Below are 19,028 nucleotides of genomic sequence, written 5' to 3' on the forward strand. Positions count from 1 at the left end.
GGTCACGACGACGGCAACAACAGCGTCATGAACACGCTGTTCGGGTCCTCCCGGTAGCTGCCGAACGGCGGGCACGGGGTAAACCCGGCCGAGGCGTAGAGCGCCCGGGCGGGGGCGAAGAAGTCCATGCTGCCGGTCTCCAGCGATACCCGGCCCACCCCGCGGGCGGCGGCGTCAGCCAGCAGGTGGTCCAGCAGGCGGCGGGCCAGGCCCTGGCCGCGGCGCAGCGGGTCGGTGCGCATCGACTTCAGCTCCTCGTGACCCGGCGCCAGGGCGGCGAGCGCCCCGGTGGCCACGATGATGCCGCCGTCGGCCGTGACCGTCCAGAGCCGGACGCCGGGGGCCTGCAGCGCGGCCAGGTCCAGGGCGTGCCGGCTTTCGGGCGGAGCGGTCGGCGCCATGTCGTCCAGATGCTGCTGCAGGAAGTCCTTCAGGGAGGGGTCGCTGAAATCGGCCCGCCGGATGCTCAGGGTCACCGGAAAAGCGTAGCCGGAGCCCGGCGTCGGGCATGCTGCCGGCCGGTCTGTGACGGGGCGGTTAACCGGCCGCGGCCGTCTCCGGAGCGAGCGCCGCCCCTCGGCGGCCGAACCACCGGTCGTAGAGGAACCCGCCGGCCAAGGCGAGCGCCACGGCGATCAGGATGATCACGAGCATGCCGATGATGCCCGCCTGCAGCCCGGCATCGGCCTCCGCATCGAAGTAGAGGACCGCCTTGTTGGCGATGGTCATCTGGTAGAGCGGCTCGCCGCGGGCGATGGCGTCGAAGAACCGGGGCAGGGCCTCCAGCGGCACCACGCCGCTGGCCGCCGGCAGGCCCATGAACACCACGTAGATGACGGACAGGATCATCCCGGCGCTGCCGAGCAGGGTGATCAGCGCCAGCACCACGGAGGCAACGGTGACGAAGGAGAGCCAGGTGGAGAGGAAGAACCAGCCGCCGTGCGGGATCGGCATGCCGACGGCGTTGGCAATCCACATCATCAGCCCGGCCATCGGCAGGCCGGCCAGCACCGCGACGCCCCACTTGAGCAGGAAGGCCCCCCACCGGGAGGGCCGCAGCCGCGGCCCGAGCACGAACCGCGGGCCCAGTTCCACCGGCAGTACCCCGGTGCGGGAGTCGAGGAGGAAGTGCAGGGCCACCGAGCCGCTGAGGCCGACCACCATCAGCAGCACGGAGTAGAAGAAGGCGCCCATGCCCAGCGCCGCGCCTTCGGGCGGCGCCCGGAACGGGGTGGTGTTCACCTGGATGGGGTCCCGGAGCGCGGCCGCGGCGGTGCCGTCGATCTGCGGTTCAAAGCCGGTGCCCAGTTGGGCGCGCACCGCGGCGGGCAGCTGGGCGAGCCGGGCCTGCGCTTCGGCCTGCGCCTGGGCCTGGGCCTGCTGCGAGGATTCGGTGAGCTGGCTGCCGAGGCTGGCGCTCGCGTCGCGCAGGGCCGGATCCACGCTGGCCTCGGCCAGGGAGGTGCCCAGCGGGCTGGCCAGCGGATTGGTGTAGACGGTGATCTCCGGCCGCGCCGCCTCGGCCTGGGTCAGCGCGGAGGAGACCAGCCCGACGGCGTCGGCGGAGAATGACTCGGGGATCACGACGGCGGCGTACAGCTGGCCTTTACGCAGCTGCTCCTGGGCCTGGTCCCAGCTCAGCTCGCGCAGGTCGACCTCGTCGCTGTCCCTGGTCCGCTGACGCATCTCATCGGCGATGGTCTGGCCCAGGTTCTCCTGCGTCTGCGCGCTGTCCGGCCCGGTAGTTTCGGCGCCGCGGTCCTCATTGACGACGGCGATCGGAAAGTGCCGCAGGTGATCCCCCGGGCTGCCCAGCCCGCCGATGTAAAGGGCGGAGCCGGTGCCGCCCAGCAGCAGGAGAACCAGCAGCGGCAGCAGCCAGGTCCGCGGCGAGATGTAGGCGCCGCGGCGTTGGCCCGGCGGGCGCAGATGCCGGTGCTCTCCCCCGGTGCGGGGCGGCGGCGGTGAGGCTTCGGGAAGGGGTGCTGCATGTGCGGGCATGGGACGGACCTCCCGGGTTGCCGTGCGCGCGCCGGTGACCGGGCGCAGCGGACAGTTACGACGCTACCGGGCCGCTGTCAGGCGGGACAGGCTGCCCCCACCGGATCCCCCGGGGAGGCGGGAATCCCCGACCTGCAGGAATATCCGACACCCCGCCGGGACAGGACGCCGGCGAGTGCCGGCCACAGCCGGTACGCACATCCTCAGCTGGAAACAGCCCAGAGGGCAGCGGACTTGATCACCAGGATGGCGGCTAGGAAAACGGCGGTTCCTGGCCGGTTAACCTCACACATGGCCGAAGCGTCGCCGTGTGCAGCTCTGCGGCGGACGGACATCGCAAAATCGAGACCAATGTACAGAACGAAAACCCCGAAAGAGGCCCAATAGAGCACAGCGGCCAGCTCTTCCGTAACCCACAGATAAAGGGCCCACCCCAGGGCAGCAACGGTCAGGGTTTCGATCAGGAATCCGCCCGCGATGAAAAGCCACGCACCGCCGGCGGAGTCGTTGTACCGCCTGCTGAATACCTCCGCGTAACCAGCATCATCAGGGGCGCGCCACGAGGAACCGTCATTTATCGCGACATGCGGAACACCGCGAAGAACCATCTTCATGCCGTCCCGCGGAACGCCCGCCATTCGTCCGGTGACCAGATGTCACACTTCGTGGACGAACACAGAGAGGTATGCCATCACCAGCAGCCACCAAAGAGTTGCGACAAACTCGATTGCGGACACCTCCCGCGTCAGCGCTTTTGTCCGTTCCGACCTTCAGATCATTCGGAGAATTCGCGGCACGTGCGAAGCAGTCAAAGTAACACAAACTGCATCGGTGTCCTCCGCACAATCCGCGCCTTCCATTTCACCTCAGAATGCCCGCGGTTCTCCGATAGGTCTCCGCGGCCGGATCAACCGTCAGCCACCGGCCGGTCAGCCTACCGTTCTGCGGTTCCCGCCGCCGCCGTCCCAGAACCCGCTAGCCCCGGCCCCGCGACAGCCGCCCAAGGATCCGCGCCAGCTCCGCCCGGTCCGCCGGTTCCAGCACGGCGAAGAACTCGTCCGCCTCCCGCTTCCGATCCTCCTTCACCCGGGTCCGCAGGTCCTGCCCGTCCTCGGTCAGCGACAGCAGCGTCGCCCGCCGGTCCCTCGGGTGCGGGCGACGCTCCACCAGCGCCTTCGCCACCAGCTGGTCCACCACCTCGGTGGCCGAGCGCGGGGCAATGTGCAGCCGTTCGGCCAACTCCTTGAGGCGGATGCCCTCCGGTTCAGCGACCCCGGCGGCCTTCCCGGTCGCGCCGCCCATATCGTGCGGCCCTGCAACGTGCCCGTGCTCCTGCATCCGGCCCAGCGCGTTGACCGCGCGATACTGGTGCGGGGTCAGGTTGTAGGGCGCCAGCTGGTGCATCCAGCGCTTGCGCAGGCCGCGGAACGCGGCGTGCATCAGTTCACCCAGGGCAGCGGAGTCGGGAAGCGGTTCGGTCACCCGCCCAGCCTACCGGCCTTGGGGGCAACCACATAATGAGGTAACCTCTCCATATTGCCTCGAGATGAGGCGCTCTTTCCTGCCCTTGGAGGTACCGCATGGCACGAGGCTCAGGCCTTCCCGACGGTCCAGGCACGGTTCCGGACGGCCTGCCCGGCGGCGGACCGGGCGGCGGCCGGCGCGGCCCCGCCAAGCTGCACCCCGGCGACAAGACCCAGCTGACCCGGCATCCGGTGCCGCTGCGCCGCATCGGGGCCCTGTTCGCACCGCACAAGACCACCATCGCCGTCGTCGTCGCCCTGATCACCGCGTCCTCGGTGATCAACCTGGCCCAGCCGTTCCTGGTGCGCGCCGTCATCGACCGCGCGCTTCCGCAGCAGGACCTCCGCCTACTGGTGCTGCTCACCGCCGCCATGGTCGGCGTCGCGACGCTGACCAGCGTGATCGGCGTCGTGCAGACCTGGCTGGCCACGAAAATGGGCCAGCGGGTCATGCACACGCTCCGGGTGAAGCTGTTCACGCATCTGCAGGCCCAGTCGCTGGGCTTCTTCACCCGCACCCGCGGCGGCGAAGTGCAGTCCCGCCTCACCCACGACATCGCCGGCATGCAGTCGGTCGTCACCAACACCGCCACCGGAGTGGCCGCCAACCTGACGACGGCGGTGGCCACCGCCGTCGCCATGGTCGCGCTCTCCCCCGGGCTGAGCCTGATCTCGCTGGCGGTCCTGCCGCCGGCCATCTGGCTCTCCCGCCGGGTCGCGATGATCCGCCGCGACGTCACCGACCAGCGGCAGCGCGAGCTCGCCGCCCTGCACACCCAAGTGGAGGAGGGCCTGTCCGTCTCCGGCGTCCGGCTGGCCAAGACCCTGGGCACCGTGCCCCGCGACGCCGAGCGGTTCACCGCCCGGTCCGACAACCTGGTGGGCCTGGAGCTGCGCAGCCAGCTGGCCGGGCGCTGGCGGATGGCCACCATGCAGATCGTCTTCGCCGCGATACCGGCGGTCATCTACCTGGCCGCCGGGTTTCCCGCCGCCACCGGCGGCATGACGATCGGGACTTTGGTGGCGTTCACTGCGCTGCAGGGCACCATCTTCCGCCCGGTGATGGGCCTGCTGAACATCGGCGTCCAGTGGGTCACCGCGCTGGCCTTCTTCAGCCGGATCTTCGAGTACCTGGACCTGGTGCCGCAGATCCGCCCCGCAACGGACCCGGTCCGCCTGGACCCGGCGCGGGTACGCGGCGAGGTCCGCTTTGAGGGCGTGCGGTTCGCCTACGACGGCGCGGCTCCGGCGGGCGGCGTGGCGCCCGTGCCCGGGCGGGAGGTGCTGTGCGGCATCGACCTGCACCTGCCCGCCGGAACCACCACCGCCGTCGTCGGCCCCACCGGCTCGGGCAAAAGCACGCTGGCCTCGCTGCTGCCCCGGCTGAACGACGTCTCCGCCGGGGCGGTCACCATCGACGGCGTGGACGTCCGGGAGATCGCGGCGGAGGACCTGGCCCGGATCGTCGGCGTCGTCTCGCAGGAGACCTACCTGATCCACGCGTCCGTGCGGGAGAACCTGCTGCTCGCCGATCCGGAGGCCACCGATGAGCAGCTGTGGACGGCGCTGGCCGCGGCCCGGATCGCGGATACCGTCGGATCCCTGCCCGAGGGCCTGGACACCCTGGTCGGGGCGCGCGGGCACCGGTTCTCCGGCGGTGAGCAGCAGCGGCTGGCCATCGCCCGCACCATCCTGCGCAACCCGCCGGTGCTGGTGCTGGACGAGGCCACGTCCGCCCTGGACAACACCACCGAGGCGCAGGTGCAGGCCGCACTGGAGCGGCTCGCCGTCGGGCGCACCACGCTGACCATCGCGCACCGGCTTTCCACCGTGGAGAACGCCGATCAGGTGGTGGTGCTCGACGGCGGGGAGATCGTCGAGCGCGGCACCGCCGCCGAGCTGCGGGCGGCAGGCGGCCCCTTTGCCCGGCTGGCGGCGCGCAGCGCAGCGCTGGACAGCCCGGCCGCGGCCGGCCGCTGACGGGCCCGGATACGCGTTACGGCACCGGAGGCTAACCCACGGCGGCGGCGGCGGCCGCACCGGCAACCGCCGCCTCCACTTCCTCCATCATCAGCTCGGCGGTGATCGCAGCAGCTGCGGCCTGCCCGGCCGCGGCCGCGGGCAGCACCTGAATCATGGGGGCGGCCAGGTTGCCCGCCGCATACACCCCGGGCACCGAGGTGGCGCCGGTCGGCCCGGCGGGCACGGCGGTGCCGAAGTTCAGGCCGTTGGCCACCTGGTCCACCGGCTCCAGTCCCAGCCCGGCAAGGTATCCGGCCCGCGCCTGCAGCCGGGTGAGCACGACGACGGCGCGCCGCTCCACCCGTTCGCCGTCAGCCAGCAGCACCACCGGGGCACCCGGCGCGCCCTCCACGGCCGTCACTTGCCCGCGCACCACGCGGATGCCTCGGGCGGCCAGCTTGGCCGCCTGCGCGGCGTCGGGCTCGCCCGCATCGCGCAGGAACAGGACGACGTTGTCGCTCCACTGCCGCCACAGCAGCGCCTGGTGCATGGCGGCGCCCAGGTCCACCGCGAGGATGCCGATCGGCTCGTCGCGCACCTCCCAGCCGTGGCAGAACGGGCAGTGGAGCACGTCGCGGCCCCACCGCTCGGCCAGTCCGGGCACCGGGGGCAGCTCATCGGTGACGCCGGTGGCGGCCAGGATCTTCCGGGCACGCAGCTGCCGCCCGTCGGCCAGGTGCACGCCGAAGCGTCCGTCCTCCGTGCGGCGGATGTCCTCGACGCTGCCGTCCAGCACCGTTCCGCCGTAGCTGCGGACCTCTTCCCGTCCGTCGGCGTACAGCTCCGCCGGGGTCGTGCCTTCCCGGCCGAGATAGCTGTGGATGTGTCCGGCGGCGGCGTTGCGCGGCGCGCCGGCGTCGATCACCGCGACGCGGCGTCGGGCCCGGGCCAGGGTGAGGGCTCCGCTGAGCCCGGCGGCCGCCCCGCCCACCACCACGACGTCGTACCGGGCGTCCTGGTCCGCGTCTGCGTGGCCCGTAATGCTGCTGTTGTGCGTGTCCATGAAAGCTCTCCGTCTCTGTGCGGGGCCGGCGCGCCGGCCGGACCGGTGCCTTCACTGTGCGGCGGAGCGGGAAACCCGGGCAACGTTTTTTGCCGCGACGGCAAATGCCCGGCGGTTCCATGCGCCTCTGTGGCAGGGTCGGTGCATGGACGACGAACTGCAGGCGGCGCTGACCGGCGTCGGGCCCCGGTTGCGGGCGTTGCGGGCCGGGCGGCGCACTACGCTGAAGGCCGTGGCGGCAGCCACCGGTATCTCGGTGAGCACGCTGTCCCGGCTGGAATCCGGGCAGCGCCGGCCCACGCTGGAGCTGCTGCTGCCCCTGGCCCGGGTCTACGGAGTGACCATGGATGAGCTGGTCGGCGGGCCGGCCACCGGCGATCCCCGGGTGCATATGCGCCCGATCCAGCGCGACGGCGCCACCATCCTGCCGCTGACCGAGAAGGCCGGCGGCATCCGCGCCTACAAGTACATCCTCCCGCCGCGGCTAAGCCCGGCCGGGCCGGAGCCGCGCACGCACGAGGGCTACGAGTGGCTGTACGTGCTCAGCGGGCGGCTGCGGCTGCTCCTCGGCGCGAACGACCTGGTCCTTAAGCCCGGCGAGGCCGCGGAATTCGATACCCGGCTGCCGCATTGGATGGACAGCGCCGACGGTGCTCCGGTGGAGTTCCTGGCGCTCTTCGGCCCGCAGGGCGAGCGGGCACATCTGCGCGCCCGGCCGCGGCGGAGCCGCGGGCCGGGCGGCTAGGACCGTTCCTCACCCCGCCCGCACCGCTGCTGCTGCCCTAGCACCAGCAACAGCCCTTCCCCTCTGCACCCCGGACCAGTACATTTGCCCCGGACCCGCCGCCGGCGAAAAGGAGCAGCCATGCCCAGCCAAGACCGGCCCGTCGCCGTCTTCGGAGCCACCGGCACCCAGGGCGGCGCCGTCGTCGAGGCCCTGCTCGAGCGCGGCGCCCGTATCCGCGCGCTGGTGCGGGAACCGGACTCGGCACGGGCCGGCGCGCTGGCCGCCCGCGGCGTCGAGCTGGCCCACGCGGACCTGGCGAATCCGGCCACGCTGCCGGCGGCACTGGAGGGGGCGGCCGCGTTTTTCTTCATGACCACGCCGTTCACCCCCGAAGGCACCGAAGGCGAGGTCCGGCAGGGCCGGGCGCTGGCCGACGCCGCCGCGCAGGCCCGCGTGCCGCACGTCGTGTTCAATTCCGTGGGCGGGGCCGAGCGGCACACCGGCATTCCGCACTTCGAGAGCAAGCGGCGGGTGGAGGAACGGATCCAGCAGCTGGGGCTGGACGCCACCGTGATCCGGCCGGTGTTCTTCATGGAGAACCTCTCGGCGGACAACATGGCCCCGCAGGGCGGGCCGGAAGATGGTGCCCTGACTGTGACGATGCCGCTTCCCGACGACGTGCCGCTGCAGATGGTGGCCGCGCGCGACGTCGGCCGGGTCAGCGCCGCGGCGCTGCTTGACCAGCTCCCGGACGGCGTGCTGACCGACGGCGCCGTGGAAATCGCCGGGGATGAGCGGACCGGCAGCCAGATCGCCGCCGCCTTCGCCGAGCACACCGGCCGGCCCGTGACCTACCGGCCGCTGCCGCTGGACGTGCTGGACGGCAACGAGGACATGCAGGCCATGTTCCGCTGGTTCGCCCAGCCGCCGGCCTATCAGGGGAACCTGGCCGCGACCCGGCGGATCGATCCGGACGTGTGGAACCTGCCGGCGTGGCTGCAGGATACCGGTTGGGTCCCGGCGGGATAACCGGAGTTGAGGGCGGCGCGACGCCGCCGGCTCATTGCCGGTTCAGCGCCCGTTCCAGCTCGGGCCGGAGCCCGTCGATCCAGGCGATCCGCCGGTCCACGTGCGCCTGGCCGCCGAGCTTCTCCCACAGGTCGATGAACGGCTGCTCGCCCCGGGCCATCCGGGCCTTGATGAACCGCCCGCCGCGGTGCACGCCGGCCACGATGATCGACACCAGCTCCTCGCGTTCGGCCCCGAACGGCACGCCGTAGGCGTCGGCCGCCAGCCGCAGCCGGGACGGTACGTCGAAGCCTGACCGGCCCAGCCGGGCGGCGTCGGCCGCGGTGTCCAGCGGCACCCAGTGCCGGGCCAGCACGGCCAGGTCATGCAGCGGATGGGTGGGCGCGGCGAACTCGAAGTCCAGCAGCGCCACGGCCTGCCCGGAGCGGACCACCACGTTCTCCACGCACACGTCGTTGTGCCCGACAACGGGCCCGCCGCCGGGCCAGGCCAGCTCGGTGTTCCAGCCCAGCGCGGCCGGCTGCACGAATCCGGCCGCCGCCTCATGGAACCGGCGCAGCAACCGGGCGGCGGAGGCGAGCAGCTGCGGTTCGAGCACCCAACCGGGAAAGGGCGGCAGCCCGACATCTCCCGGGATGAACCCCAGCCGCTCCCGGCCCTGCGCGTCAAAGCCCAGCGGTTCCGGCGCCCCCGTGAAGCCCGCCGCGCGCAGATACGCGAGGAAGGAGAACACCAGTTCGGAGCGCGGCGAGGCCGGACGGCGGACCTCGTTTCCGATCCGCACCACGGCCCCGGCATTCGCCACCCCGCCGGCCAGCACCTCGGCGTCGTCGTCCATTCCGCCTCCTCCCCGGCAGCCTAGCCCCGGGGTGCGCGCGGTGTCCGCGTCAACACCCGCCTTCGGGCGCACCCTGCCGCAGCCGGTTTGCGGCGTACCCCCGGGGGTATGTATCGTGAAGGGCAAGCAATACCCCTAGGGGTATCACCGGAAGGAGAAACGAATGCTGCTGGAACGCATCTATGACGAGGACCTCGCCCAGGCGAGCTACTTCATCGGCTGCCAGGCCAAGGGCGAGGCCGTGGTGGTCGACGCCCGGCGCGACATCGACCAGTACCTGGCTCTGGCCAAGGCGAACGGCATGAAGATCACCGCCGTCACCGAGACCCACATCCACGCCGACTACCTCTCCGGCACCCGCGAACTGGCCGCCGCCACCGGCGCGGACGTCTACGTCTCGGGCGAGGGCGGCGAGGACTGGCAGTACGGCTTCGAGGCCGCGCGGCTGCACGACGGCGACGCGATCGCCATCGGCAACATCACCATCCAGGCGGTGCACACGCCAGGGCACACCCCCGAGCACCTGGCCTTCCTGATCACCGACGGGGCGTTCAGCCGGCAGCCCGGCTACATGCTGACCGGCGACTTCGTTTTCTCCGGCGACCTGGGCCGGCCCGACCTGCTGGATGAGGCGGCCGGCGGCGTCGACACCCGCTTCGCCGGCGCGAAGGACCTCTTCCGCAGCCTGCGGGAGAAGTTCCTGACCCTGCCGGACCATGTCCAGGTCTTCCCCGGCCACGGCTCCGGCAGCGCCTGCGGCAAGGCACTGGGCGCCCTGCCCTCCACCACGGTCGGCTATGAACGCCTCAACGCCTGGTGGGGTCCCTACCTGGCGGCCGACGACGAGCAGGGCTTCATCGACGAGCTGCTCGACGGCCAGCCCGACGCCCACGCCTACTTCGCCCGCATGAAGCGGCAGAACCGGCTCGGCCCGGAGGTTCTGGGCGAGCGCGGCCCGCTGCCCGAGCTGCCCGCCGAGCAGGTGGCCGCCGACCTGGCCGCGGACCGGATCACCTTCGTGGACACCCGTCCGCACACCGCGGTGCACACCGGCACCGTGCCCGGCGCCCTGAACATCCCCGCCGGCACCAAGGCCGCCAGCTTCGGCGCCTGGGCCTATGATCCGGAAACGGATTCCCGCCCGCTGGTGCTGCTCGCTCCGGACCAGGGCGCCGCGCGGCAGATGTGGGACCACTTGGTCCGGGTGGGCATCGACGCCGTCGCCGGCTTCGTGCCGAGCCTGCAGGGCCTGCCCACGGCAACGCCCAAGGTGATTCGCGCCGCCGAGCTGGAGGACTTCGACGCGTCTGCCCTGGTGGACGTGCGCAACAAGACAGAGCACGCCGCCGGCCACATTCCCGGCTCCCTGCAGCTCAGCGCCGGGCGGGTCCTCTGGCACACCGACCAGCTGCCCGATCAGGGCACGCTGGTTACCTACTGCCAGTCCGGCGTCCGCAACTCAGTGGCCGCCAGCGCCCTGCGGCGCGCCGGCTACGACGTCGTCGAACTCGACGGCAGCTACGCCGGCTGGAGCGCCTGGCGCGCCGCCGGCGAACCCGCCTAAGCATCCATGTCCGGCCCTGCACACGACCGGCCGGACGCCCGCTCCGAAATATCGCCTTGACGGCATATACCCAGGTGGGGTGGCCAAGCGCCGCCCCACCGCCCTTTCCCGCGCCGCGGGATGCCGCCCGGCGCCGCCCGGGCGGCAGAGCACCTCACCGTTCCCGAAAGGACACCCCTTGACTTCCTCCACCCTCGCCGCCATCAGCCCGGAAACCCTGCGCGGGCAGCTGGCCGGCGCTGACGCTCCGGTGGTCATCGACGTGCGCTCCGCCGCCGAGTTCGAAACCATGCACATCCGCGGCTCGTACAACGTGCCGCTGCCCCTGCTCGCCGAGCACGCCGACGAGCTGGGCAGCCGGCTCGGCGGCCGGGTCGTCCTCGTCTGCCAGTCCGGCGTCCGCGCCGAGCAGGCCCGGCAGCGCCTCGGCGCGGCGGGCATCACCGGCGCCCAGGTGCTCACCGGCGGCGTGCCCGGCTTCGCCGCGGACGGCGGCGACGTCGTCCGCGGCGCCCAGCGCTGGGACCTGGAGCGCCAGGTCCGGATGGCCGCCGGCTCACTCGTGCTGGCCGGCATGCTGGCCGGACGCTTCGTCTCACCCAAGCTGCGCCTGCTGGCCGGCGGCATCGGCGCCGGCCTGACGTTCTCCGCCGCCACCAACACCTGCGCCATGGGCAAAGCCCTGTCGAAGATGCCGTGGAACCGGACCGCCGACGAGCCCACCGCCGCCGCGGCCATCGCCCGCATCCCCGCAGCGAAGTAGCCCCGGCTCCACCCGAAAGGAACCCGTGCCATGACCCTGGTGCTCACCGCAACCCTGGCGCTGTCCGTGCTGATCGGCGTTTCGCTCGGCCTGCTGGGCGGCGGCGGGTCCATCCTGACCGTGCCCATCCTGACCTACGTGGCCGGCCTGGATCCCCGCGAGGCGATCGCCGCCTCCCTATTCGTCGTCGGTGTCACCTCCGCGGTCAGCGCGGTCTCCCACGCCCGCGCCGGCCGGGTCCAGTGGCGGACGGGCCTGATCTTCGGCGCCGCCTCCATGGCCGGCGCGTTCGCCGGCGGCCTGCTCGGCGGCCGGATTCCCGGCACCGTCCTGATGATCGCCTTCGCACTGATGATGGTGGCCACCTCGGCCGCCATGATCCGCGGCCGGAAGAAGACCGCCGGCGACGGCGCTCCGGCCCGGCTGCCGATCGCCAAGATCCTGGCCGAGGGCCTGGTGGTCGGGCTGGTCACCGGCCTGGTCGGCGCCGGCGGCGGCTTCCTGGTGGTGCCGGCCCTGGCCCTGCTGGGCGGGCTGCCGATGCCGCTGGCCGTGGGCACCTCGCTGGTGGTCATCGCCATGAAGTCGTTCGCCGGTCTCGGCGGCTACCTCACCAGCGTCTCCCTGGACTGGGGGCTGGTGGGAGCCGTGACCGCGGCCGCCGTCGTCGGCTCCCTGCTGGGAGCCCGGCTGGCCGGCAGGATCCCGGAGGCCGCGCTGCGGAAGGGCTTCGGCATCTTCGTGCTGCTGATGGGCGCCTTCGTCCTGGTCCAGGAGCTGGGGGCCCTGGCCGGCTGATCAGCGGCGAAGTTCCCGGGGCACGGCGAGCAGCTCCTCGACGTCGGCCCACACGGCCTCGGGCCGCACCTCGGCCACGAACGAATCGTCGTGTTCACAGCGCTCGGCCGTCCAGCCCACCTGGGTCACGTCGATGCCGCAGACCGGGCAGGTGGAGGTCCAGGACATGTGCACCCGGTGCAGGGTGCGGCCCATCGCGCCGGCGTTGATGACGTTGCCGAACCAGTAGACGCCCACCGTCGGGGTGCCCACCGCCTGGGCCATGTGCCGGGGACCGCTGTCGTTGCCGACCATCACGGCGCTGGCGTGCAGCAGCCCGGTGAGCGTGCCCAGGTCCAGCTCCCCGGCCAGGCTGCGCAGCACGCCCTCGCCGCCGGAAGCCGCGGCCCGGGCGCCCTGCAAGATCTCCTCCGCCGCAGCCTTGTCGGATTCGTCGCCGACCACCAGCACCTCGCAGCCGGCGGCGACCGCCCGGGCAGCCACCTCGGCAAACGACGACGCCGGCCAGTGCCGGCGCGGATCCGTGGCACCGGGGTGGATGGTCACCAGCGGCCGGTCACCGCCGTGCAGCGCCGCCGCCGCGCGCCGCTCCTCCTCCGGCACCTGCAGCTGCGGCTCCAGGCTCACCGGGACCGCCCCGGCCAGGTTGGCCACCTCCAGGGCCCGGAACACCTCGTGCTGGTAGTAGACGTAGGGGATGGCGCGGGTCAGGGCGGCGGCATCCGGGGTGCGGGTGCCCACCGTATATCGGGCACCCAGGCGCAGCAGGAACGGGTTGGAGTTGCGTCCGCCGCCGTGCACCTGCACGGCCAGGTCGAAGGCCTCGGCCCGCATCCGGGCGAAGAACTCCTCGGTGGCGGCCGGATCCTCCTCCCCCGGGCGGACACCCGGCGCGAAGGGCAGGACCTCCACCCGCGCCACAGGCCCTGGCCGTCCGGCCAGCAGCGCGGCATGCGCCGGCGTGCCCAGCAGCACGATCTCCGCCCCCGGGTAGGCCGCGGCCAGCGCGTCGATGGCCGGCAGCGCGAACATCAGGTCGCCCAGTCCCCCGCCGCGCAGCACGGCAACCTTCCGCACCCCCTCGAACGGGGCCAGCACCGGCCCGACGCCGCGGCGCATCAGCTCCGGCGCAGCGGCCGGCGGCTGCTGCCCGCCGCGCTCTGCGGGCATCTCCTGCGGCATGTCTTCCCTGGCTCCTGGCACTGCAAACCCCTTCCACACCGGCCCCGTCCCGCCGGACAGGTTTTTCCCCACCCTAGGGCCGCGCCCCGGATTCGGGCCAACCCCGCCCGCCCCGGGCCCGCAGGTGTCTGAATCATTCCGGAAGGGGGTACAGGCCGTGTAGAAGAGCACGTACCGGCTCCGCGCAGCCGGGAGGACCGACCTGAGGAGCGGCATGACCACCAGCGCCTACATCGACACCACAGCGGGCCAGTCCGAGCTGACCATCCACGACCCGGCCGACGGGTCCGTCGTCGGCAGCCTGCCCGTCGCCGGCCGGGACGAGGCCACCGCGGCGGTGCGTACCGCCGCTGCCGCCCGCGCCGGCTGGGCCGCGACCGATCCGGCGGCCCGGGGCAAGGCCCTGCGGGCCGCCGCCGCCGCGGTGGCCGAACACGCCGAGGAACTGGCCCGGCTGAACACCCGGGAAACCGGCAAGCCCTACGGCGACGCGCTCGGCGGGGTGGAGGCCGGCGTCGCCACCCTGGAGCAGTACGCCGAGCTCGGGCCCGTGCACCGCGGCCGCAGCCTGCGCGGCTCCGTGCTCGCAGCGGACTACACGGTGATTGAGCCGCGCGGCGTCGCGGTCCTGCTCACGCCGTGGAACGATCCGGTCGCCGTCGCCGCCGGGCTGCTCGGCGCGGCCCTGGTCACCGGCAACACGGTGATCCACAAACCCTCGGAGCGGTGCCCGCACACCGGCGCCCGGCTGGGCGAAATACTCGCCCCGCACTTTCCCGACGGCGTGCTGGCCACCCTGACCGGCGGGCCGGAGCTCGGTGCCGCGCTCACCGCGGAGACCGACGTGGACATGTTCGCGCACGTCGGGTCCTCCGCGACCGGCGCCCGGATCGCCCGCGCCGCGGCGCTGACCGGCGCGCACGTGATCCGCGAGAACGGCGGCAACGATCCGCTGCTCATTGACGACGACGTCGATCCGGAGTGGGCGGCGCAGCAGGCGGCGCTGGGCTGCTTCGCGAACAGCGGGCAGATCTGCACCGCCGTCGAACGCATCTACGTGCACCGGGGCATTGCCGACGAGTTCGTTGCCGCGCTCACCGCCGAGGCGCGGCGCCGCAACACGGAGGATCCGCTGGGCCCGCTGGTGGACGGCAGGATGCGCACCCTGGTGCACGAGCAGGTCGAGGAGGCGCTGCGGCTCGGCGCCACCGCCGCGGAGGGCGGCGCGGTCCCGGCGGGGCCCGGCGCGCACTACCCGGCCACCGTGCTGCTCGGCTGCAGCGACCGGATGAGCATCATGACCGAAGAGACCTTCGGCCCCGTGGCGCCCGTGCAGGTGGTGGACAGCTTCGAGGAGGGCCTGGCCCTCGCCGCCGCCGGCCGTTACGGGCTCGCCGCCAACGTCCTGACCGGCCGGATCGGGCATGCGCACCGCGCCGTGGCGGCGTTCAGGGCCGGCACGGTGAAGGTGAACGCCGTCTTCGGCGGCGCTCCAGGCGGCGCCGCCCAGCCGCGCGGCGAATCCGGCAGCGGCTTCGGTTACGGCCCGGAGCTGCTGGACGAGTTCTCCCTGGTCAAGGTGGTGCACGTCGGCCTGCCGCAGACCCGGGACGCCGCAGGGAACCGCCCATGAGCGAGCAGCCCGACTTCTCCGCCGTCCGCGGCCTGACCGCCGCCCTGCCCGTACAGCTGGCCGAGGCCGCGCCGCGGATCCTGGTGGTCGGCGACGTGATGCTGGATGGCTGGTTTTCCGGCGTGTCGGAACGTCTCTGCCGGGAGGCGCCGGCACCGGTGGTGGACCTGCACCGGCGGGTCTACGCCCCGGGCGGTGCGGCCAACACGGCGATGAACCTGGCCGCCCTGGGCGCCCGGGTGGCCGTCGCCGGACTGGCCGGCGACGACGAGGCCGGCCGCCGGCTGGCCTCACTGCTCGCCGAAGGCGGCGTGGAGGTTTCCGGGCTGCAGCTGCATCCGGACCGGCAGACCACCACCAAGTACCGGGTCATCGCCGGGGACCAGGTGCTGCTGCGGATGGACGACGGCGCGCGGACCCTGCCGCCCGACGCCGCCGCCGACCTGGCCCGGGCCCTGCCGGAGCAGCTCGCCGACGTGGACGCCGTGCTGGTCTGCGACTACGGCTCCGGGCTGCTGCACGGCGAAGTCCGGCAGGCCCTGGAGGCGCACCGGGGCGGGAAGCTGGTGCTCGTGGACGCCCACGAACCCGCCCGCTGGGCGGACCTGCGCCCGGACCTGATCACCCCGAACGCCGCCGAGACCGGGGCGATGCTGGGGTTGAAGCTCGATCCGGCCGCGGACCGGGCGGCCGAGGTGGCCCGCCACGCCGAAAGGATCCGCTCGCTCGCCGGTGCGGGCGCCGCCGTCGTCACCCTGGACCGCGACGGGGCGCTGCTGCTGGCCGGCGACGGCGGCACCCACCGCACGTGGGCCCGCCCGGCGACGGAGAAGCAGGCCTCGGGTGCCGGCGACACCTTCGTTGCCTGCCTGGCCCTGGCCCGGGCCTGCGGGCTGCCGCCGGCCACCGCCGTCGACCTGGCGCAGAGCGCGGCGGACATCGTGGTGCAGCGGCCCGGCACCTCCGTGTGCACCACCACCGATCTGGTCTCCTATCTGGGCAGCCTCGGTGATACGGCGCTGGCCCCGGAGGAGCTGCTCGGCAGGATCGCGCTGGAACGCGACGCCGGGAAGACCGTGGTGCTGACCAACGGCTGCTTCGACGTGCTGCACCGCGGCCACACCCGTTACCTGAACCAGGCCAAGGCGCTGGGCGACGTGCTCGTGGTGGCCCTGAACTCCGACGAATCCACCCGGCGGCTGAAGGGCCCGGACCGGCCGATCAATCCGCTGCACGACAGGGCCGGGGTGATCGCCGCGCTCAGCTGCGTGGACTACGTGACCGTCTTCGATACCGACACCCCGATTCCGCTGATCGAGGCGCTGCGCCCGGACATTTACGCCAAGGGCGGGGACTACTCCCCCCAGATGCTGGAGGAAACGCCGGTGGTCGAGGCCTGCGGCGGTCAGGTGCGGATCCTGGACTACGTCGCCGACCATTCAACGACCGCCGTCGTGGAGCGGATCCGCGCCCGGCCGGAGGCCGGCAGGCTGCCGGGGCAGGAGCCCGACCCGGCGGACGGGAGCAGGCCGTGAACCGCCGCGGTGCCGCACGCTGGGCGGAGGCCGCCCGGCAGGATGCGCGCCGGGCCGGGCCGGGCACCGGCCCGGACGCCGGCCGGCCCGGGGCCGCGCCGCCGACGCTCGAGGTGCTGATCCCGACCTGCGACCGGCCGGCCGAGCTGGCCGTGACGCTCGCCGGGCTCGCCGGCCAGGACGACCCGGACTTCCGCGTGCTGATCAGCGACCAAAGCACGGGCGACGCCTCCTATGAACACCCGGCCGCGGATGCCATGTGCCGGGTGCTGCAGGCTCAGGGCCGGCCGGTGCGCCGGGAACGGCACCTTCCGGCCCGCGGCCTGGCCGAACAGCGGCACTTCCTGCTCTCACAGGCGACGGCACCCTATGTTCTGTTCCTCGACGACGACGTGTGGCTGGAGCCGGGCTCGCTGGCGCGGATGCTGGCCGCGGTCCGCTCCAGCGGCGCCGGCTTTGTCGGCTCGGCCGTGCAGGGCCTGTCCTATCTCGACGATGACCGGCCGCACGAACGCGAACCGCTGGAGTTCTGGGACGGTCCGGTGCAGCCCGAACACCTGCGCCGCGACGGTCCCGGCTCGGAACGCTGGACCCTGCACAACGCCGCGAACCTGGTCCATGCCGCCGCCGACCTCGGCCTGGGACCGGAAGAGTGGCGCCTGTACAAGGTCGCCTGGGTGGGCGCCTGCGTCCTGTTCGACCGAGCCAAGCTGGAGGACTGCGGCGGGTTCGGTTTTTGGCGGAACCTGCCGCCCGAACACGCCGGCGAGGACGTCGCGGCGCAGTGGGCGGTGATGGAGCGTTACGGCGGCGCCGGGATCCTGCCCAGCGGCGCCGTGCACCTGGAATCGCCGACCACGGTCCCCGACCGCTCTGTCGATGCCGCGGATCTGCTCGGCACCTGAGTCCGGGCGTTCGGGCATCCGGACCACCCGGCGCCCGAAATACCTAGGCACGGCGGCCGCCGTCGGCCTACAAAGGAAGGAGCCCGGGAACGCCGGGAACCTGCCGAAGGAGAAGCGCCCATGGCCGACAAGCCCAGCCCGATCGACATCCAGAAGGCCCTCGGCGGCCTCGACTACCCCGCCTCCAAGGACGCCATCGTGCAGAAGGCCTCCGACGCCGGCACCTCCGGATCCGTGATGGACGCCCTCCAGGGGCTGCCGGACCGTCAGTACGACGCCCCCACCGACATCAGCAAGGAAATCTTCGACTGACTGCCCTGCCGGCGGCTCGCCGCCGGCAGGCGGTGGACAGCCGCCGAACGCACGACGCCCCTTGCGGGGACGGCGGCGTCAGGCTGTGCTCGACCGGCTAATGCGTGCCGGGGGTCCGCGGCGTGCCGGGGCCGGCCGCGCCGTCGTCGTCGGAGCGGGGTGCGGTGCCGTCGGCGGGCGCGGGGCCGTCGTCCTCCGCGGCACGCGGCTGCGGCTGGTTGCCGCCCACGCTGCCGGCGCCGCCGGGAATCTTGGCTGCGCTGCGGTGGATGCCGGAGCCGGCGCTGAGGTGCTCGGGGTTGGGCTTTTCCGTCATCAGCAGCAGCGACGAGATGAGCAGGCTCGCGATGAACGCGATGCCCGCGCCGATCAGGCCCAGGTCCAGGCGAAGTTCCTTCTCGGCACCGCCGGTGGCGAAGATGGTGGTGGTGACGCCGGCGATGACTGCCAGCACGGCGGAGAACGCGAGCGGTCCCTTCACGGAGTTCCGCTCCTGCGGGTCCCCGTTCGTATTCTTGGCCACGAAACTGTCCTCCTGCTGTTTCCTCGGCTTCTACAGAAAGTAGAAACCCGTAGCTGTTAGTTTACGGCGTCCGCGGCACGCGGGGCGGCCGGCTGCCGGGCATCATGCCGGGCGCCGAACCCCGAGGTCGCCAGGATCACCGCGATGATGACGGCCGAGCCGCCGCTGACGCCAAGCAGGGCCCGGGCGTCCAGGCCCATCTGCAGCATCACGGGCAGCAGCACGGCCGCGCCGATGCTGGTGACGCCGGTGATCAGCCAGTCGCGGGCGGGCAGGAACCGGGTGCGGGCCCGGAACCAGAACATCAGCTCCACGACGCCGCCGACGGCCAGCGCGGCCCCGGCGGCGAGGGCGAACACCCAGTTGTCCTGCAGGGCCCCAACGAGTATGCCGGCTGCTGCATATACTCCGGCTTCGGCGAGCAGCAGCGCCCGCAGGCCCGGAACCTCACCGGCGCCGGCCACGGCGGCCGTCCGCCAGACGGCGACGCCCGTCACCAGCAGGTACAGGCCGCCGGCGATGCTGACGAAGGTGGTGTCCTGCGCGGGCCAGAAGATGGACAGCAGCCCGTAGACGGCGGCTGCGGCGGAGCGCAGCAGGACCGGGGTCCACGGCGCGACGGGATTCTTGACGCCCACGCTGAGCCTCCAGGAAAAGTTGCTTGAGCGGC

19 protein-coding genes are annotated in these 19,028 nt (G+C 72.8%); 10 read left to right on the top strand and 9 right to left on the bottom strand.

Features of this window, described 5'->3' with window-relative positions; translation table 11 throughout:
- Positions 1–2: 2 nt before the first annotated feature.
- From AC5RUW_RS02675 to AC5RUW_RS02690, 4 genes are all read right to left on the bottom strand, one after another.
- Positions 3–476: a GNAT family N-acetyltransferase gene (locus tag AC5RUW_RS02675; RefSeq protein ID WP_494159274.1), complete on the bottom strand. Its 474-nt coding sequence runs from the start codon at positions 474–476 to the stop codon at positions 3–5.
- A 61-nt stretch (positions 477–537) separates the two neighbouring features.
- A complete protein-coding gene (locus tag AC5RUW_RS02680) occupies positions 538–2,001 on the bottom strand; it encodes an ABC transporter permease (protein ID WP_494159275.1) in 1,464 nt (487 codons plus the stop codon).
- A 203-nt stretch (positions 2,002–2,204) separates the two neighbouring features.
- Positions 2,205–2,615, bottom strand: a complete 411-nt coding sequence (locus AC5RUW_RS02685) for a hypothetical protein (protein WP_494159276.1) — start codon at positions 2,613–2,615, stop codon at positions 2,205–2,207.
- A gap of 361 nt (positions 2,616–2,976) precedes the next feature.
- Positions 2,977–3,483, bottom strand: a complete 507-nt coding sequence (locus AC5RUW_RS02690; RefSeq protein WP_494159277.1) for a MarR family winged helix-turn-helix transcriptional regulator — start codon at positions 3,481–3,483, stop codon at positions 2,977–2,979.
- A gap of 98 nt (positions 3,484–3,581) precedes the next feature.
- Between AC5RUW_RS02690 and AC5RUW_RS02695 the strand changes: the two genes are divergently transcribed.
- On the top strand, positions 3,582–5,504 hold the full coding sequence (locus AC5RUW_RS02695) for an ABC transporter ATP-binding protein (protein ID WP_494159278.1): 1,923 nt from the start codon (positions 3,582–3,584) through the stop codon (positions 5,502–5,504).
- Between the two features lie 31 nt (positions 5,505–5,535).
- Here the strand turns inward: AC5RUW_RS02695 and AC5RUW_RS02700 are convergent, their stop codons facing one another.
- Entirely contained in the window at positions 5,536–6,549 is a 1,014-nt protein-coding gene (locus tag AC5RUW_RS02700) for an NAD(P)/FAD-dependent oxidoreductase (protein WP_494159279.1), read from the bottom strand.
- Positions 6,550–6,694: 145 nt separating this feature from the next.
- Here AC5RUW_RS02700 and AC5RUW_RS02705 point away from each other — a divergent pair, with 145 nt between their 5' ends.
- Complete coding sequence (locus tag AC5RUW_RS02705) at positions 6,695–7,294, top strand: helix-turn-helix domain-containing protein (RefSeq protein WP_494159280.1); 600 nt, start codon at positions 6,695–6,697, stop codon at positions 7,292–7,294.
- A 120-nt stretch (positions 7,295–7,414) separates the two neighbouring features.
- Entirely contained in the window at positions 7,415–8,305 is an 891-nt protein-coding gene (locus AC5RUW_RS02710) for an NmrA/HSCARG family protein (protein ID WP_494159281.1), read from the top strand.
- 31 nt (positions 8,306–8,336) lie between these two features.
- On the opposite strand, the gene AC5RUW_RS02715 is transcribed toward AC5RUW_RS02710, so the two are convergent.
- Positions 8,337–9,143, bottom strand: a complete 807-nt coding sequence (locus tag AC5RUW_RS02715; protein WP_494159282.1) for a phosphotransferase — start codon at positions 9,141–9,143, stop codon at positions 8,337–8,339.
- Positions 9,144–9,306: 163 nt separating this feature from the next.
- On the opposite strand from AC5RUW_RS02715, the gene AC5RUW_RS02720 reads away from it, so the two are divergent.
- The 3 genes from AC5RUW_RS02720 to AC5RUW_RS02730 all read left to right on the top strand — a co-directional run bounded on the left by AC5RUW_RS02720 (position 9,307) and on the right by AC5RUW_RS02730 (position 12,268).
- On the top strand, positions 9,307–10,707 hold the full coding sequence (locus AC5RUW_RS02720) for an MBL fold metallo-hydrolase (protein WP_494159283.1): 1,401 nt from the start codon (positions 9,307–9,309) through the stop codon (positions 10,705–10,707).
- Positions 10,708–10,885: 178 nt separating this feature from the next.
- A complete protein-coding gene (locus AC5RUW_RS02725; protein ID WP_494159284.1) occupies positions 10,886–11,470 on the top strand; it encodes a rhodanese-like domain-containing protein in 585 nt (194 codons plus the stop codon).
- A gap of 30 nt (positions 11,471–11,500) precedes the next feature.
- Entirely contained in the window at positions 11,501–12,268 is a 768-nt protein-coding gene (locus AC5RUW_RS02730) for a sulfite exporter TauE/SafE family protein (protein ID WP_494159285.1), read from the top strand.
- On the opposite strand, the gene AC5RUW_RS02735 is transcribed toward AC5RUW_RS02730, so the two are convergent.
- Entirely contained in the window at positions 12,269–13,387 is a 1,119-nt protein-coding gene (locus AC5RUW_RS02735) for a glycosyltransferase family 9 protein (protein ID WP_494159552.1), read from the bottom strand.
- A gap of 277 nt (positions 13,388–13,664) precedes the next feature.
- On the opposite strand from AC5RUW_RS02735, the gene AC5RUW_RS02740 reads away from it, so the two are divergent.
- From AC5RUW_RS02740 to AC5RUW_RS02755, 4 genes are all read left to right on the top strand, one after another.
- Positions 13,665–15,083: an aldehyde dehydrogenase family protein gene (locus AC5RUW_RS02740; RefSeq protein ID WP_494159286.1), complete on the top strand. Its 1,419-nt coding sequence runs from the start codon at positions 13,665–13,667 to the stop codon at positions 15,081–15,083.
- Complete coding sequence (rfaE2, locus tag AC5RUW_RS02745) at positions 15,080–16,618, top strand: D-glycero-beta-D-manno-heptose 1-phosphate adenylyltransferase (RefSeq protein WP_494159287.1); 1,539 nt, start codon at positions 15,080–15,082, stop codon at positions 16,616–16,618. Before AC5RUW_RS02740 ends, rfaE2 begins: the two co-directional genes overlap by 4 nt.
- Positions 16,615–17,523 carry a glycosyltransferase family 2 protein gene (locus tag AC5RUW_RS02750; RefSeq protein ID WP_494159288.1) on the top strand — a complete coding sequence of 303 codons (909 nt, stop codon included), beginning with the start codon at positions 16,615–16,617 and terminating at the stop codon, positions 17,521–17,523. The genes rfaE2 and AC5RUW_RS02750 overlap by 4 nt, the downstream gene beginning before the upstream one ends.
- A 120-nt stretch (positions 17,524–17,643) precedes the next feature.
- Positions 17,644–17,835: a DUF2795 domain-containing protein gene (locus AC5RUW_RS02755; RefSeq protein WP_494159289.1), complete on the top strand. Its 192-nt coding sequence runs from the start codon at positions 17,644–17,646 to the stop codon at positions 17,833–17,835.
- A gap of 97 nt (positions 17,836–17,932) precedes the next feature.
- Here the strand turns inward: AC5RUW_RS02755 and AC5RUW_RS02760 are convergent, their stop codons facing one another.
- A complete protein-coding gene (locus AC5RUW_RS02760; protein ID WP_494159290.1) occupies positions 17,933–18,358 on the bottom strand; it encodes a hypothetical protein in 426 nt (141 codons plus the stop codon).
- A 56-nt stretch (positions 18,359–18,414) separates the two neighbouring features.
- Positions 18,415–18,996 (bottom strand): hypothetical protein, encoded by a 582-nt coding sequence (locus AC5RUW_RS02765; RefSeq protein WP_494159291.1) that lies wholly within the window; start codon positions 18,994–18,996, stop codon positions 18,415–18,417.
- Between the last annotated feature and the right edge of the window lie 32 nt (positions 18,997–19,028).

Source organism: Arthrobacter sp. Y3222053 (assembly GCF_059092805.1).

Coding starts and splice junctions, on each gene's coding strand:
- AC5RUW_RS02680 (WP_494159275.1), bottom strand. CDS start 2,001: ATGCCCGCACATGCAGCACCCCTTCCCGAAGCCTCACCGCCGCCGCCC.
- AC5RUW_RS02685 (WP_494159276.1), bottom strand. CDS start 2,615: ATGAAGATGGTTCTTCGCGGTGTTCCGCATGTCGCGATAAATGACGGT.
- AC5RUW_RS02695 (WP_494159278.1), top strand. CDS start 3,582: ATGGCACGAGGCTCAGGCCTTCCCGACGGTCCAGGCACGGTTCCGGAC.
- AC5RUW_RS02700 (WP_494159279.1), bottom strand. CDS start 6,549: ATGGACACGCACAACAGCAGCATTACGGGCCACGCAGACGCGGACCAG.
- AC5RUW_RS02705 (WP_494159280.1), top strand. CDS start 6,695: ATGGACGACGAACTGCAGGCGGCGCTGACCGGCGTCGGGCCCCGGTTG.
- AC5RUW_RS02710 (WP_494159281.1), top strand. CDS start 7,415: ATGCCCAGCCAAGACCGGCCCGTCGCCGTCTTCGGAGCCACCGGCACC.
- AC5RUW_RS02715 (WP_494159282.1), bottom strand. CDS start 9,143: ATGGACGACGACGCCGAGGTGCTGGCCGGCGGGGTGGCGAATGCCGGG.
- AC5RUW_RS02720 (WP_494159283.1), top strand. CDS start 9,307: ATGCTGCTGGAACGCATCTATGACGAGGACCTCGCCCAGGCGAGCTAC.
- AC5RUW_RS02730 (WP_494159285.1), top strand. CDS start 11,501: ATGACCCTGGTGCTCACCGCAACCCTGGCGCTGTCCGTGCTGATCGGC.
- AC5RUW_RS02735 (WP_494159552.1), bottom strand. CDS start 13,387: ATGCGCCGCGGCGTCGGGCCGGTGCTGGCCCCGTTCGAGGGGGTGCGG.
- AC5RUW_RS02740 (WP_494159286.1), top strand. CDS start 13,665: ATGACCACCAGCGCCTACATCGACACCACAGCGGGCCAGTCCGAGCTG.
- rfaE2 (WP_494159287.1), top strand. CDS start 15,080: ATGAGCGAGCAGCCCGACTTCTCCGCCGTCCGCGGCCTGACCGCCGCC.
- AC5RUW_RS02755 (WP_494159289.1), top strand. CDS start 17,644: ATGGCCGACAAGCCCAGCCCGATCGACATCCAGAAGGCCCTCGGCGGC.